The 14,482-nt window shown below is 59.6% G+C and carries 16 protein-coding genes; 8 read left to right on the top strand and 8 right to left on the bottom strand.

What is annotated here, in order from left to right; all coding sequences use genetic code 11:
- Positions 1 to 125 precede the first annotated feature (125 nt).
- Positions 126 to 602 carry a transcription elongation factor GreA gene (gene greA, locus AC1Q5P_RS09210; protein ID WP_039331241.1) on the top strand — a complete coding sequence of 159 codons (477 nt, stop codon included), beginning with the start codon at positions 126 to 128 and terminating at the stop codon, positions 600 to 602.
- A 64-nt stretch (positions 603 to 666) separates the two neighbouring features.
- Here greA and AC1Q5P_RS09205 read toward each other — a convergent pair whose 3' ends face one another.
- The 5 genes from AC1Q5P_RS09205 to AC1Q5P_RS09185 all read right to left on the bottom strand — a co-directional run bounded on the left by AC1Q5P_RS09205 (position 667) and on the right by AC1Q5P_RS09185 (position 2,762).
- Entirely contained in the window at positions 667 to 888 is a 222-nt protein-coding gene (locus tag AC1Q5P_RS09205) for a DUF4170 domain-containing protein (RefSeq protein ID WP_062342193.1), read from the bottom strand.
- A gap of 91 nt (positions 889 to 979) precedes the next feature.
- Positions 980 to 1,492 (bottom strand): hypothetical protein, encoded by a 513-nt coding sequence (locus tag AC1Q5P_RS09200; RefSeq protein ID WP_492518769.1) that lies wholly within the window; start codon positions 1,490 to 1,492, stop codon positions 980 to 982.
- A 1-nt stretch (position 1,493) separates the two neighbouring features.
- Positions 1,494 to 1,778, bottom strand: coding sequence for a hypothetical protein (locus tag AC1Q5P_RS09195; protein ID WP_039331235.1), 285 nt, complete (start codon positions 1,776 to 1,778; stop codon positions 1,494 to 1,496).
- The gene (locus tag AC1Q5P_RS09190) at positions 1,775 to 2,155 is read right to left on the bottom strand and encodes a phage holin family protein (RefSeq protein WP_052241879.1); all 381 of its coding nucleotides are present in this window, start codon (positions 2,153 to 2,155) and stop codon (positions 1,775 to 1,777) included. Before AC1Q5P_RS09190 ends, AC1Q5P_RS09195 begins: the two co-directional genes overlap by 4 nt.
- A 28-nt stretch (positions 2,156 to 2,183) precedes the next feature.
- Complete coding sequence (locus tag AC1Q5P_RS09185) at positions 2,184 to 2,762, bottom strand: hypothetical protein (protein WP_492518768.1); 579 nt, start codon at positions 2,760 to 2,762, stop codon at positions 2,184 to 2,186.
- Between the two features lie 222 nt (positions 2,763 to 2,984).
- Between AC1Q5P_RS09185 and eno the strand changes: the two genes are divergently transcribed.
- On the top strand, positions 2,985 to 4,271 hold the full coding sequence (gene eno / locus AC1Q5P_RS09180; RefSeq protein ID WP_193828124.1) for a phosphopyruvate hydratase: 1,287 nt from the start codon (positions 2,985 to 2,987) through the stop codon (positions 4,269 to 4,271).
- Between the two features lie 68 nt (positions 4,272 to 4,339).
- Here eno and AC1Q5P_RS09175 read toward each other — a convergent pair whose 3' ends face one another.
- Positions 4,340 to 4,864, bottom strand: coding sequence for a MarR family transcriptional regulator (locus tag AC1Q5P_RS09175; RefSeq protein WP_492518767.1), 525 nt, complete (start codon positions 4,862 to 4,864; stop codon positions 4,340 to 4,342).
- 626 nt (positions 4,865 to 5,490) lie between these two features.
- Here AC1Q5P_RS09175 and AC1Q5P_RS09170 point away from each other — a divergent pair.
- The 4 genes from AC1Q5P_RS09170 to AC1Q5P_RS09155 are packed head-to-tail and all read left to right on the top strand — an operon-like array spanning position 5,491 to position 8,783.
- On the top strand, positions 5,491 to 6,579 hold the full coding sequence (locus tag AC1Q5P_RS09170; protein WP_492518766.1) for a phosphotransferase family protein: 1,089 nt from the start codon (positions 5,491 to 5,493) through the stop codon (positions 6,577 to 6,579).
- Positions 6,579 to 7,673 (top strand): Rv3169 family protein, encoded by a 1,095-nt coding sequence (locus tag AC1Q5P_RS09165; RefSeq protein WP_492518765.1) that lies wholly within the window; start codon positions 6,579 to 6,581, stop codon positions 7,671 to 7,673. Before AC1Q5P_RS09170 ends, AC1Q5P_RS09165 begins: the two co-directional genes overlap by 1 nt.
- Positions 7,666 to 8,259, top strand: a complete 594-nt coding sequence (locus AC1Q5P_RS09160) for a DUF1214 domain-containing protein (RefSeq protein WP_492518764.1) — start codon at positions 7,666 to 7,668, stop codon at positions 8,257 to 8,259. Before AC1Q5P_RS09165 ends, AC1Q5P_RS09160 begins: the two co-directional genes overlap by 8 nt.
- A 53-nt stretch (positions 8,260 to 8,312) precedes the next feature.
- Positions 8,313 to 8,783, top strand: a complete 471-nt coding sequence (locus AC1Q5P_RS09155) for a DUF1254 domain-containing protein (RefSeq protein ID WP_492518763.1) — start codon at positions 8,313 to 8,315, stop codon at positions 8,781 to 8,783.
- Positions 8,784 to 8,787: 4 nt separating this feature from the next.
- Here AC1Q5P_RS09155 and ribH read toward each other — a convergent pair whose 3' ends face one another.
- Positions 8,788 to 9,207 carry a 6,7-dimethyl-8-ribityllumazine synthase gene (gene ribH, locus AC1Q5P_RS09150; RefSeq protein ID WP_492518762.1) on the bottom strand — a complete coding sequence of 140 codons (420 nt, stop codon included), beginning with the start codon at positions 9,205 to 9,207 and terminating at the stop codon, positions 8,788 to 8,790.
- A gap of 370 nt (positions 9,208 to 9,577) precedes the next feature.
- Between ribH and AC1Q5P_RS09145 the strand changes: the two genes are divergently transcribed.
- A complete protein-coding gene (locus AC1Q5P_RS09145) occupies positions 9,578 to 12,511 on the top strand; it encodes a TonB-dependent receptor (RefSeq protein WP_492476427.1) in 2,934 nt (977 codons plus the stop codon).
- Positions 12,512 to 12,581: 70 nt separating this feature from the next.
- Here the strand turns inward: AC1Q5P_RS09145 and AC1Q5P_RS09140 are convergent, their stop codons facing one another.
- Entirely contained in the window at positions 12,582 to 12,923 is a 342-nt protein-coding gene (locus AC1Q5P_RS09140; protein ID WP_193828128.1) for a putative quinol monooxygenase, read from the bottom strand.
- A gap of 267 nt (positions 12,924 to 13,190) precedes the next feature.
- On the opposite strand from AC1Q5P_RS09140, the gene AC1Q5P_RS09135 reads away from it, so the two are divergent.
- On the top strand, positions 13,191 to 14,450 hold the full coding sequence (locus AC1Q5P_RS09135; RefSeq protein WP_492518761.1) for a tyrosine-type recombinase/integrase: 1,260 nt from the start codon (positions 13,191 to 13,193) through the stop codon (positions 14,448 to 14,450).
- The last annotated feature ends 32 nt before the right edge of the window (positions 14,451 to 14,482 follow it).

The raw sequence follows: 14,482 nt of genomic DNA, 5'->3' as shown, positions 1-14,482 counted from the left end.
TATTAGTCCCCCGGCATTGTCATGAGACTGGTCCGGCTCGGCGCATTCGGCGTCGGTCGGCGGGGGCAGGTTTTCCCTCGGTTGCCGTAGCGGTAGCCGGGGCGTGACAGGAAAGAGAGTTACGGATGGCGAGTGTGGAAAAGCTGCCGATGCTTGCGGAAGGCTATGAAAAGCTGACTGCCGAGCTGAAAGCGCTGCGCGAGGAGCGGCCCAAGATCGTCGACGCGATCGAGGAAGCGCGCGCCCATGGCGACCTTTCGGAAAACGCGGAATATCATGCGGCCAAGGAACGTCAGGGCCAGGTCGAAGCGACTATCGCCGATCTCGAGGATCGCGTCAGCCGCGCGCAGATCATCGATCCGGCGACTCTCTCGGGTGACAAGATCATCTTCGGTGCCACCGTGACCTTGCTCGACGATGACGAAAAGCCGGTGAAGTACCAGATCGTCGGTCCATACGAGGCCGATGCCAAGAAGGGCATGATCAGCTACAACTCGCCGCTCGGCAAGGCACTGATCGGCCGCAAGGTCGATGAGGAGATCGAGGTGACTGTCCCCTCGGGCGACAAGTTCTACCTTGTCCAGAAGATCGAGTTCATTTGAGCGATCGGCATCACTAACGAAAAAAGGCCCCGGAGCGATCCGGGGCCTTTTTTTATAAGCTTGCTCAATCCTTCGGCAGGGCCGGTTCAAGCAGGCGATGGAGGTGCACGATCACGTAGCGCATCTCGGCGTCGTCCACGGTCCTCTGTGCGGCACCGCGCCAGGCTTCTTCAGCGCTGGCATAGTCGGGGAACACGCCGACAACGTCGATTGCCTTGAGGTCTTGAAATTCGAGGCCCTGGGGGTCTTTGACCCGCCCGCCCATAACGAGGTGCAGCTTTTGCATTGGCGACTTTCCTTTGGGGAGGATTCGTGTGCGCCACTGACAAAAAGACGAGCCGCGCGCAAGTCATGCGAACGGCTCGCCTGAGCCCTTTTTAAGGCTTAACGCGCGCAGTGAGTTCGTTCACCTTGCGCAGCGCCGCTTCGCTCGCCTCTATGGCGGCTGAGCGAACGATCTCGGAAAGATCGAAAGCCTTGCGGCGGGCCTCTTCGCTGCCGTCGGCAATCTTTTCGCCAACCGTGCCACTGAGCTCCTCAACCTTGTTAAGGCCGTCACGACCAACGTCCCGCGCACGGGTTGCATAGTCGATTGCGAGCTTTCCGGCGACTGCCGCCAGACCCGACGCGCTCTTGCGCAACGAACTGGCCGCGTCTTCAGCGGTGCCCCTGGCCTTGGTGCTGCGCCGGCCGACAGAGGGCAAGGCCTTCGCAACGAGCGCGCCCAGAAGTATACCGGCGGCGACCGACGCCACCGGGTGCTCCTCGATCAGCCCCTTGACGGTCTGGACCGACTTCGAGCTGGCAGTGCGTTCCGCCAGGCGCGACTTGGCCGCGTCAACCTTTTCGCGCAGGGTCTCTGCGCCGTTTACTTGCAGTTCTTCGCTCATCTCAATCTCCGGATCGGACTTTGTCGATCACGCGCTCGGCCAATTCCTGGATCGGTTCCCGGAGGAACCAGCCAAACAGTGCAGCGACGGTTACGCCGATCACCACCTTGTTCTCGTCGGCAACTGCACGAGCGCTATCGAGCATTTCAACGGCTTCCCCCACCGCACGTTCCTTGACGCGCCCCGGAGAAAGCTCCAGCTTGGCTATTTCCAGATCGCCCTTGACCACGGCCAGCGCTTCATCCCGAAGTGCCCTTGCGGCAGCCAACTCTGGTGGGGCGGTCATGGCTTCCCTCCTGCGCTGAGCGCCGCCTTGGCAGCGCGGATGCGCTTGGTCGCTCGCGCCAGGCATATGACAGCCAAGAGAGCCAGTGCACCGCCGACAATGGCAAGAGCTCCCCAAACGCCCACGTAGTGGGCAAGAGCAAGCAACAGCCCGACGACGATTGCCAGCAGGGTGAAGAAGCCGAATGCCAACCCAAGCAGCAGAAAGACGATGATCGCCTTTGCTTCGCCCAGGCCATATGACGCCTGAGCCTTCCTGTACGCGATTTCGGCTTCAAGGAGGGTTTGCCCGTCATCGATCAGGGCTTTGATGGCCGCACCGATCCCTGCCTCAGACGGGGAGGGATCAGGCGTCCAGGTTGAATTGTGCTCGCTCATCGGATCAATGCCGCCGCGTTCAGCGCGGTCAGTCGTCCGATCCCCCCGACAGCAATCGCGCGATGGCAAAGCCGGCCACCGCGGCAACACCGATTGCCACGCCCGGGCTCTTGCGCACGAATTCCTTCACGTCTTCGCCAAGCTCGCCAAGGTCCTTGGCTTCGAGCTTTGCCGCGGTCTCCTGGATCGAACGCGCTGCGCTGCGAGCATAGTCGCCGTACTGCACACCCAGCTTTTCGTCGATCGTGGTCGCAGTGTCGGAGATGGTCTTGCCCAACGCGCCGAGTGCGTCGCTGGCCCGGGCCTTGCCTTCTACGGCAAGGGCAGCGCCCTTTTCCTTTGCCTGCCCCGCGTAAACCTTGGCTTCGTCGACCCAGTCTGCGGTCGTGCCGCTGACCTTGGCCTTGTAGGCAGCACCCTTTTCCATCGCCTCACCCTTGAGAGCTTCGGCGCCAGCCTTTGCCTCCTCGATAGCCTTGGAAAAGCGGCCCTTTGCAGTATCTGCGGCGCTTTCGTTGGTGTCAGCTACAGTGGCGACCACATTCTCTGCCGCCTTCGAAGCGCGCTTCTTGGGGGCGTCAGCGGGGGTCATTGTGGTGTCGGCCATGTTTGTTTCCCTTCGGCAGTTCGCACGGGTGCTAGACCCTCGATATGGGCGGTCTTGTCCATCTTGCTAGACCCTTGCAGCGGAATGCAAGAGCCTTGGCGCACAAGACCGGCCCGGATAGGCATGTTGCACTGCAAACGCGGCTTGCTTGCCACGGTTCCAGCCGATAGGAGCCGCGGCAACCTTGGCGCTCAATTCTCGCCGAACTGCAGGGAGCAGATAATGACCGCGATCATCGACATCCATGCGCGTGAAATTCTCGACAGCCGTGGCAATCCCACCGTTGAAGTCGACGTCCTTCTCGAAGACGGAAGCTTTGGCCGCGCTGCTGTTCCCTCAGGTGCATCAACAGGCGCCCACGAAGCAGTCGAACTGCGCGATGGCGACAAGGCCCGCTATCTGGGCAAGGGTGTGACCAAGGCCGTCACTGCGGTCAACTCCGACATCGCGGAATGCATCCTCGGCATGGACGCTGAAGATCAGCGGGACATCGATCTCGCCATGATCGAGCTCGATGGGACTGAAAACAAGGGCCGCCTGGGCGCGAACGCGATCCTTGGCACCAGCCTCGCAGTTGCCAAGGCAGCGGCGGACGCCCGCGGACTGCCGCTTTACAGCTATGTCGGGGGCGTGGCTGCTCATGTTCTCCCGGTACCGATGATGAACATCATCAACGGCGGTGAGCACGCCGACAACCCTATCGATTTCCAGGAATTCATGATCATGCCCGTCGGCGCGCCGTCGCTGGCCGAAGCCGTGCGTTGGGGGGCGGAAGTGTTCCACACCCTCAAGAAGGGTCTTCACGAAAAGGGCCTCGCAACGGCGGTCGGAGACGAGGGCGGGTTCGCTCCGAACCTTGCCAGCACGCGCGACGCACTCGACTTCGTGATGGCGTCCATCGAGAAGGCGGGCTTCAAGCCCGGTGAAGACATGATGCTCGCGCTCGATTGCGCCGCAACGGAATTCTTCAAGAACGGCAAGTACGAAATCAGCGGAGAAGGCCTTTCGCTCTCGCCCGATGCCATGGCTGACTATCTCGCCGCGCTCTGCGACGCCTATCCGATCATCTCGATCGAAGACGGTATGAGCGAAGACGATTTCGAAGGCTGGGCAGCGCTGACTGCGAAGGTTGGCAAGCGCGTGCAGCTTGTGGGAGACGATCTCTTCGTGACCAATCCCAAACGTCTCGAGATGGGCATCGGAAAGGGCTTGGCAAACTCGCTGCTGGTCAAGGTGAATCAGATCGGCTCGCTTACCGAGACGCTCGAGGCCGTGTCGATCGCGCAGCGCAATGGCTACACCGCAGTCATGTCGCACCGTTCGGGCGAAACCGAAGATGCGACCATCGCTGACCTGGCGGTTGCCACCAATTGCGGCCAGATCAAGACCGGCTCTCTCGCCCGCTCCGATCGTCTCGCCAAGTACAACCAGCTCATCCGCATTGAAGAAGAGCTGGGTGTATCGGCGCGTTACGCCGGCAAGGCTGCCTTCGGTCGGCTTGGTGCCTGATCTTCGTAATACCTGAATTTGCGTTCGGAGGGGCAGCCTCAATCTGAAGGCGGTCCCTCTCACACAGTTTAATGCGCTATTCTCAGTGAGCGCTTCACGATTTCCTCTTCGCTCTGCAGATCACCGGCGATATTCGAAAAGTAGGCCACCATTTTTTCGTAGCCATCGCTCGACAGCCGGACGAACACGCGGCGGGCGTCGGTCGCATCGGCTTCACGGACGATCAGGCCCTTGTCTTCAAGCACCGTCAACCAGCGCAATGCGGTGGTGGCTGGCACTGCCGCCCCGATGCATGCGCTGGTGACCGGCAGTCGCTTGCGTTCTTTCGCGGCGATAAAAAGGTCCAGCAGGATGTCCCAGGCTGGCTCTCCAAATAGGGTCGCGTCTGCGAAAATGTCCAACCGCCGGCGCCTGTCGCGATAGGCGGTTCTGGCGACTTCGGCCCAGACGTGGCTATCCTTCGGGATGGTGATGGCTTCCCGGTCGATCTGCAGTTCACCTTCGTTCAATTCCATTTCATGGGCCATCGCGAGCAATTCATTGGCGACGGAAATGAGTCGCCTGGCCCGTGACCTCACCTGTTCCCTGCCCATCCCATCACCCCTACTGTGCGCCCGCAAAGCGCTTCACGGGACCAGTCCGCCATCAGCCTTGTTAGCTTTGCGAAATTGGCAGGAGTGCGTGACGCAGCCATTCGGCGTTCCACTTAGGGCTGGCTCGTAGTCCTTGGGGTATGGCCAAAAGAAATCCGCAAATTTCAATTATATGATGCAATGATGACGTGTTGTATTCATCCGTAGTTGAACCAGAATGGAGCAGGTTCAATGCTCACCGGACGACAGTCTACGTTTTGGTGAGATCAGGTAGCACCAAACTCCCCAGGCATTTATGAGCAGCAATGCGCCGTTCTGTATTACGAGCGAACCTGAATTGCTCCTCAACCCCGCCACGATCCACGTGATTGCCACCGCCATGAACAGGACGAATCCCCACCCCGTCCAACGACGCCCCAGGTCTGCCGCTACGAGACTCGCCGCGACAATTGTACCCAGGGCTGCAAACCATTCGAGTGGGCCATCCACATCGCTGTCCTTTCTCCATGTGTCGTTCTGCCAAAACTGCGGACGATGGAGCGTTCCCTCGCACTGATTTAATCGGTCATTTGAATCGCCCTTCCAAAGTATGGCAGTCTCTGTCAGCCTGCATTCGGGAGAACGAGATGGCTGATTTTCCGACGCGCGCCGACGAGGTCGACGTTGCATGGCTTGAAGTGCAACTTGCCAAGGCCGGTGTGCTGGGTGACGCGCGGATTGCTGATATCGAATGGCAGGCAATCGGTACGGGGCAGGTGGGCGATACCGCACGGTTCACTTTGCGATACACCAACAATGCACCTCAGGCTCCAGCAACTGTCGCTGCAAAGTTCCCCTCAAGCGATGCTACCAGTCGCCAGACCGCGGCCCTGTTCTCGCTCTATTCACGTGAAGTCATGTTCTACCGGGAAGTGGCATCTCTGACACAGATGCGGGTACCGCAGGTCTATGCTGCCATGCTCGACGACAACGGTTGCGATTTCGTGCTGCTGTTCGAAGATCTTGGTCCCTGTAGTGCCGGAAACCAGCTGGCGGGATGTACCTTGCCTCAGGCGCAAGCAGCCATGCGCCAAGCTGCAGCCCTGCATGCGCCCACGATGGACCATCCCGTGCTCGACGCTGCATGGCTGCAGCCCGACCCGCAAGCGAGCCAGACGTTGCGGGACCTGTACCCGCAAGCCCAGGCAATCTTTCGGGATCGCTATGCCGATGCCCTGGAGCCCGATCTCATGGGGGTCTGCGAGGCGTTGAACGAGAATCTCGACCTGTGGTTCGATCGGAAACATTCACGCCGGTCCTTCCTCCACGGAGATTTTCGGCTCGACAACATGCTATTCGGGATCATGGGAGGTCAGCAGCCCATTGCCTTGGTGGATTGGCAGACGGCGGCGGCAGGATGCGGCTTGACCGACGTCGGGTACTTCCTTGGCTGCGGCATCGGCTCGGAATTGCGCCGCCCGAACGAACGGGCGTTGCTCGACATCTACTGCGCTGAAATGACCCGTCTGGGCGCGCCACATACTCTAGACGATGTCTGGGACGACTATCGCATTGGAGCGCTCCACGGTGTTTCTACCGCCGTTTTCAGTGCCGCTTTCGTGGTGCGCACGGACCGTGGTGATGCCAATTTCCTGTCGATGGCTCGCGGTGCCTGCGAACTTGCGCTTGAACATGACAGTCTCGGGGCGCTGAAGCGCCGGATGGAGCTTGCCTGATGTTGACCAAGGGAGACGACTATCCGCTGCACCAGACCCCGGAACCGATTGCCTATGCCGGTACGGACCGTAACTTCTACGATCGATACTTCTTTAATGGCTATGCACCCGACGGCTCCGGGTTCTTTGCGGTTGCACTCGGCATCTACCCGCATCTGAACGTCGCTGATGCCCATTTCTCCTGCATTCGAGAGGGAGTTCAGTACAACCTCCATGCCTCGCGCGAACTGAACATGGAGCGGTTCGATCTGGTGGTCGGGCCCATCAGCATTGAGATTATCGAACCCCTGAACGTCCTTCGGGTACGAGTGCGCGGGGAAGGGCTGGCGGCGGACCTCACTTTCACCGGCCGCGCTTTTCCGATTGAAGAGCCACGGTTCATCCATCGTATCGGCCCGCGGACGTTCATGGACTACACCCGCCTGACGCAGAACGGCCGCTACACGGGGTGGATCGAAGTCGATGGCGAAAGAATTGATCTGGCCACCGGAACTTGCGGCACCCGTGACCGCAGTTGGGGTGTGCGTCCCGTCGGCGCGTCCGACGCTCAGCCTCACGGGCATGGCGTGGTCTCATCCTTCTTCTGGCAATGGACGCCGGTTAATCTGCCAAATCGCAGCCTGTTTTTCCACATCAACGCTGATCGCCATGGTGCGCCGTGGAACACTCGCGCCGTGATCGCACCGGACGGTGGCGAAACGGAATCGTTCTTCGAAACCCCCGCCGCAGCCATGGTCTCCCCGATGCAGCCGGGCACACGGTGGCCCGCTGGCGGGACGCTGACCATCCAGCGGCCCGAAGGTTCGTTGGCGTTGACGTTTGAACCGCTCGTGAGATTTCAGATGAGGGGGCTTGGCTACACCAGTCCCAAGTGGGGGCATGGCCTTTATCATGGGCCGCTCGCCGTCGAGCGCGAGGACTTTGTCCTGGCTGACCTCGACCCGATGGCTCCAACGCTCGACAATCTCCACGTCCAGATCATCTCTCGCGTGTCCACCAGCGATGACGAGACCGGCATCGGTGGTTTCGAGCAGCTTGTTATCGGCCCATATGGCCCGTGGGGCCTCGCTGAATACTTCGATGCCGGTGTGTAGCCCCGCAAAGGCTGTCGGCGTGCTTGCTATGGTCGCGATCGGCCTCGTTGTCGGTGCTGCATCGGCGATCATTGCGCTGAAGCACGTCGGCATGGGAAGCGAGGAGTACAGCGGCTGGAGTGGCAGCCGCGTAACCGGATCGGCCGAGGCGGGGCCCTTGCTGCGTGCCAGAGTGGCGCTGACAGGACTGCTGGCGCTCAACCGCAGCCAGGCAATCTATTTCACCCGCAAGGTCGATGATCTTGGCGAACCCCTGCGAGAGGACTGCCATTACCGGCTGGTCGGCGGGCCGTTGCCGGGGAAGTGGTGGTCAATCACCGCATATGCCTCTGACGACTACCTTCCGCAGAACAAGGACGACGCGCTTTCTGTCGACGCCTCGGAAGTCACGCCGGACCAGCGTGGCATCTGGGAGGCGGAAGTCGGCCCGTCGGCCAATCCGGCCATGCCGTGGCTGTCAACCAGGCAAGCGGGCGAGTTCGACCTGACGCTGCGAATCTACAATCCTGCTTCGCAAGCACAGCGGGATTTTGCTTCGATCGCATTCCCGAAGGTCGAGCGCATTTCGTGCGGAGAAAGCCGGTGAGGGGCCGGGTGCTATATGGCGTTGCCTTCATCGCGGCAGTGGCTGTCGGTCACATGGCAACGATATTGGCAGCGCCTCAAGTCATAATGCACATCGCGATGCGGAGGCTCTCCGGCGACGGAGAAAGCGTAAACGTCTTCCGCTTCGCAGATCGCACGACCGCAGCTTCCCGGCAGATCGTTCGTCCGTCGCCAGACCTTGCCTACGCCAGTTGCGTCTATGACTTGTCTGCCGGCCCGATACTTGTCGATGTCCCGCCCAGCCCAAACAAGGGCTACGTTTCGGTATCGGTCTTCGCGGCGAATACCGACAACGTAGCGGTGATGGATTCACTGCGCAGCCCGGACGGTATCCGCTTTATCCTTCAGAAGAAAGGTAGGCTGGTTCAGTCTCGCGATCTGCCGGTCATCTACACGCCAACGGAGCGAGGCATCATTCTCGATCGTAGGCTGGCGCCTACGCAGAAGGAATTTGATCAGGCCGACAAGGCGCGCCGCGATGATCGCTGCGCGCCGGTTGGCTGATAGGTCAGGCCCAGCGTTCGCGAAGTGCAAGCAGGGCGAGTGCAGCCTTCGCTGCTTCGCCACCCTTGTCCTTCTGCGCAGGATCGGCGCGCACGATGGCCTGCGCTTCGTTCTCGACGGTAAGGATACCGTTGCCGATAGCGACGCCATCCATTGTCAGCGCCATGATGCCGCGTGCGCTTTCCCCGGCTACGATCTCGAAGTGATAGGTTTCGCCCCGAATGACCACACCGATGGCGACGTAGCCGTCGAAATCGCCTGACTCATCTGCGAGGGCAATGGCGCCGGGAATCTCGAGGGCGCCGGGTACAGTGAGCACTTCCACCTTGTGGCCTGCTTCCATTAAAGCGGCCGTGGCACCGGCGATCAGCATGTCGTTGAGGTGGTCGTAAAACCTGGCTTCGACGATCAGAAACTTGGCCATTGGAACTTGATCCTTCAGTGATTGCACATCCGCAGGGCGCGTTTGCGCCCGCCATAGTGCGAGCTTGGCCGGTAGGCCATGGGCGAGATTGTTCGGCCGCTGATTCTTGCAACCGATTCGCTTGGTGAGGGGAAATAGCGATCTAATTCAGCATATGCACACTATAATGTCGCATCATGCATAGATTTCCCCATTACGATGTCATGCATTTTCATGCAAACCTTGCCAGAATGGTCTCTTCTGCAACGGCATTCCCCTACGGAAACCCGCACTTTTAATTATCCGGTTGACAAAGAATTGCTGAAGTTATGTCCTGTCTCCAGGTCACCCGCGGTTAATGACGGGGGCCGCTGGAGAGAGAGGTCTGACTATGAGGGGCAAGCTTTCCCTGCTTGCGGGCGTGTGCGCCGCAGCCGTCGCTACACCGGTTTTCGCCCAGAGTGCGCCGCAATCCGCCGATGAAGGCATTGGTTTGCAGGAAATCATCGTTACTGCGCAGCGCCAGGCCCAGTCACTGCAGGACGTGCCGATCGCGGTCTCTGCATTCTCGGCAGAAAACCTGACTAAACAGCAGATCCAGAACTCGACTGACCTGCAGCTTTCGCTGCCAAACGTGACATTCACGAAGACGAACTTCACGTCCTCCAGCTTTACCATCCGCGGTATCGGTGACTTGTGCGTTGGCGTCTCCTGCGACGCCGCGACTGGCATCCATCTCAATGACATGCCGATGGTTTCCAGCCGACTTTTCGAAACCGAATTCTTCGATCTCGAGCGTATCGAGGTGCTTCGCGGGCCCCAGGGGACGCTGTTCGGGCGAAATGCGACATCGGGCGTGGTCAACATCATTACAGCGAAGCCCGACCTGTCAGGCTTCGGTGCTGCAGGCGAGGCTGACTACGGAAAATATAACTCTGTCCGGCTGAAAGGTATGGTTAACGTCCCACTGGGCGAGACGCTGGGCGTCCGCGTGGCGGGCATGTATAATCGTCGTGACGGCTATACCTACAACATCGGCACAAACAGCCGTATCGACGGTCGCGACATGTACGCATTCCGTGGTTCGCTCCGCTGGGAGCCAAGCCCCGATACAACCATCGATCTTTCGGCATACTATTTCCGCGAAAACGACAATCGCAGCCGCATCCAGAAGCAGCTTTGTCATCGTGATCCGACCGGGGTTCTGGGGTGCTTGCCCGACAAACTTGCAAACGAGACGACAAACGCAGACTCGACCCTCGCCTCGCTGCTCTCTTCGCGGGAATTCCTTGGCATTGCCGTTTCACCAGCGTTTGCTGCGCTTGGCCTCGGCAGCATCTACAGCAACGACGGTGACGCCAATACCGGTGTGGTTAACCCGGCAGACGTCCGTACTGTCGACATCGATTACCTGCCGACCTATTTCGCGCAGGAAGAAGTCTACCAGGGCAAGCTGCAGCAAAGCCTTGGCACCGGCCTGACGCTGAACGTCACGGCAGGGTTCTCGCGAAATACGGTCCGCAGCCGTTCTGACTACAACCTCGCCACGCAGCGCAGCCTGGTCGGTAACCCAGGTCTGGCCGCTCTAGCTGCATTCGCACAAAGCCCGACGCTGGGCTTTGCCTTCGCCCCGATTGCGGCAAGGCTTATCCCCAACGGTCCCACCGGAAAGATCTGTCAGTCCGACATCGATCCGAACAACGTCGGCGTCTATGGTGCTGGCAACAAGGCAGTCTGCGCCAACACGTCGCTTGATTTCGACGAGTCCGGACAGGAATACAAGCAGTACGCTGCCGAGGCGCACATTGACTCCGATTTTGACGGGATGTTCAACTTCCTGATCGGCGCAAATTACCTGCGTGGCATCACGACGAACAACAATTACTACGTCAATTCATTCGGTCTCGATTATGCGGCGGGCCTTCTCGGCGCGGCGGCAGCAGCAACTGGTGCATTCGGTCCCCAAGCTGTATTCCGTCCTTCGCCCTTCTTCCGCAATAACACGGCGCGGGGTACGCTCGACAGCTACGGCATCTTCGGTGAGACCTACTTCAAGTTCAATGACCAGGTTAAGCTGACGCTTGGCCTGCGTTATAATCACGACAAGAAGTTCACCCGGGCACGCACCACCTTGCTCAGCAATGGCCTGTCGAGTGAGTTCGCTGGCGGTGGTGCAATCTACGCTCCCGTGGGGGCACAAGCGCTCGAAAATGCCTTGAACTATGCAACGGCTGGCGACTTCGACAAGGGTACTGCTGGCGTGCAGGCATTCCAGGAACGCTCGGTCAGCTTTGGCAGATTCACCGGCCGTGCGGTGCTCGATTACCAGATCAGCCCGGACAACCTGATTTACCTGTCATACTCGCGCGGTTACAAGTCAGGCGGTATCAACCCGCCGCTTTCGGTCGGCTCGGTCAATGACTCGTTCAAGCCGGAATCGGTCGATTCCTTTGAAATCGGGTCGAAGAACCGCTTTGGCGCCCTGCAACTGAACCTCTCGGCGTTCTACTATCGCTACAAGGATCTGCAGCTCAGCCGCATCACCGCGCGTACTTCGGTCAACGACAACATTGACGCGAATATCTATGGCGTTGAAGCAGAAGCAATCATGGCTCCGACGCGGAACCTGCTGGTCAACCTGTCGGCCAGCTATCTCAAGACCAAGGTGGTAGGCGATCAATTCTTCGTCGATACCCGTGACGTGTCGGCGGGGCGCTCGGACACCGTGATCATCAAGGACATCACGCTTGGTTCGAACTGCGCCGTAACCGGCGTCAGCGCTGCGGCGGCAAATGGCTTCGTAAACGCCATCAACGCCGGTGTCGGCCTGCGTCCGACCACCCCGATTCCCGGCACGAACACCACTGGCGCGTTCTCTATCTGCGGTGCGCTTGCAGCGCAGGCGGCTGGCGCCGCTGGTGCCGCCTTCGGTGGCATCCGGGTCAGTTCGGGCATCGAAAAGAACGTCCGGGGCAACGAACTGCCGCAGGCGCCGGAGTTCAAGTGGTCGGCTGGTATCCAGTACACCATCGAGATGGGCGACATGTCGATCGTACCGCGTTTCGACATCAACTACACCGGTGAAAGCTACGGCACGATCTTCAATGGCAACATCAACCGGATCAAGGGCTACGAGGTCATGAACGCCCAGATCCAGCTGAACGGCCGCGATGATCGCTGGTACCTGCGTGGCTACATCCAGAATATCACCAATAACAACGCAACGACCGGTCTGTACGTGACGGACCAGTCTTCGGGGCTGTTCACCAACATCTTCACGCTGGAGCCGCGCCGCTACGGTGTGGCTGCCGGCTTCAAGTTCTGACCTTCGACGTCGAACCAGACGCGAAAACCTTGCGCCGGAGCCTTCGGGTTCCGGCGCTTTTTATGGCAAGTCAGTCGAACGCCGCCTGAGGGACCCCGCTGCCGTCGTACACCGGTTGCTTCTGGACCACGCGATACTTGTCGACCTCTGCACCGGTCATGCCGGCCTCTGCAAGGTAGCCGGCCATGGCGCGGTAAAGTGGCCCTTCGAGATGTTCGGCCAGCGCCTCGATGCTGTCCCATTCCTCAAACACCCAGATACGGTCAGGCTTGAGCGGATCGGCATTCCAGACATAGTGGATGCATCCGCGCTCCTCGTACGTCGGCAGTATGAATTGCGCGCCACCGCGAACAATCGCTGCCGCATCCTTGCCTTCAAAGTCGATCCATCCCCACAGTGTCACCCTCTCCACGCCTGCTCTCCTTGTTCGTGATGACAAGAAGCTAGGCGCGCATACGCCAAGGCGGAATTGGCGTTTCCATCAGGTCTGGCTGATTGGGAGGTGGTGGACGCACTAGGGCTCGAACCTAGGACCCGCTGATTAAGAGCCATGATCAGAGGGTCCTAGCATGTCCGCATGTGTCCGAAAATGGCGGAAATCTGCGATTCATAGTCCGTATTGTTCTTGAAATGTTCGCCAGTATCCACTACAAAAAGCTACCTAAGGTAGCAGGTACATATGGCGAACAAAGTAGGTTTGACGGACGCTAAGATCGCAGGACTGAAGGCGCCGGCTGCGGGTCAGATTGAGCTCGCCGATGGTATCGTCCCCGGCCTTAGGCTCCGCATGGGTGCCAGTGGTATCAAGACGTACATTCTGCGCAAGCGGGTTCAGGGCAAGTGGTTGAATGTGACGATCGGACGCCATGGTCCGAGTTTCACCCTGGCGCACGCCCGCAAGAAGGCGCGCGATCTGCTTGTCGATGTCGAGCAGGGCAAGAGCATCGCCAGAAAAGCGGGCGCAAAAAGGAAGGGATCAAAAGGCGTCGGGACAGTCGCGGAGCTCTACGAGACGTACCTTGCTCAGCAGATCGAGGGCAAAAAACGGAGCGCGAGGGAGTTCGATCGGGTCTTCCGAAAGTATATTGAGCCCGAGATTGGAGACCGGCTCGCGGACTCCATTACCCGAAGTGACGTGAGCCGCTTCGTTGAGAAGATTGCGTTCGAGCGGGGCAAGGAAACCCTGACGATGGCGCGCATCGTGTATCGCCATCTTTCGACCTTCTACACGTGGGCGCTCACCAGACTTGAGCACATGCCAGCCAACCCCTGCCGGGATGCGTGGCGCCCGAAGCGGAATGAACCTCGAGATCGTGTACTGAGCGACCGCGAGCTAGCGGCACTATGGCAGTCTGCCGTCGAGGATGGCTATCCATTCGGTCATCTTGTGCAGATGCTTGTCCTTACGGCTCAGCGCCGGGGCGAGGTGCTCGATGCAGCGTGCGACGAGTTCGATTTCAAGGCGAAAGTCTGGACAGTTCCGGGCGACCGAGCGAAAAACGGCAAGGCGAATGTGGTGCCGCTATCTGCGCAGGCCCTGGCAGTCATCACCGAGATATTCATGGCGGCTGGCATCGACCCCGACGAGGCCCACAAGCAATCCCAGATCCTGTTGGCATCGAAGGTCACCAATACGAACAGCGTCAGCGGACTATCGAAGGCGTGGAAGCGGATCAGGGCAAGCGTGGACGAGAAGCTCGGTTATGAGGCCGGTCACTTCACAATGCATGATATTCGACGGACGGTGGCAACCGGTCTCCAGCGTCTTGGCATACCCTTGGTGGTTTCTGAGGCGGTCCTCAATCACCAGTCAGGATCAGCTATGGCTGGCGTCGCTGGGGTCTATCACCGTCACCAGTATACCAACGAGAAACGCGAGGCGCTGGCGTTGTGGTGCACAGCGACATCGCAGTTGAAGGGTCAGCGACATCGTAGATGACGTGTGGGGGGAAGCGGAGGCCGGGCGTAGCC

It is taken from the genome of Novosphingobium sp. GW835-FHT14H07, assembly GCF_058793515.1.
The sequence above is the reverse complement of the archived record's forward strand: the minus strand, read 5'-3'. Positions and strand labels throughout refer to the sequence as shown.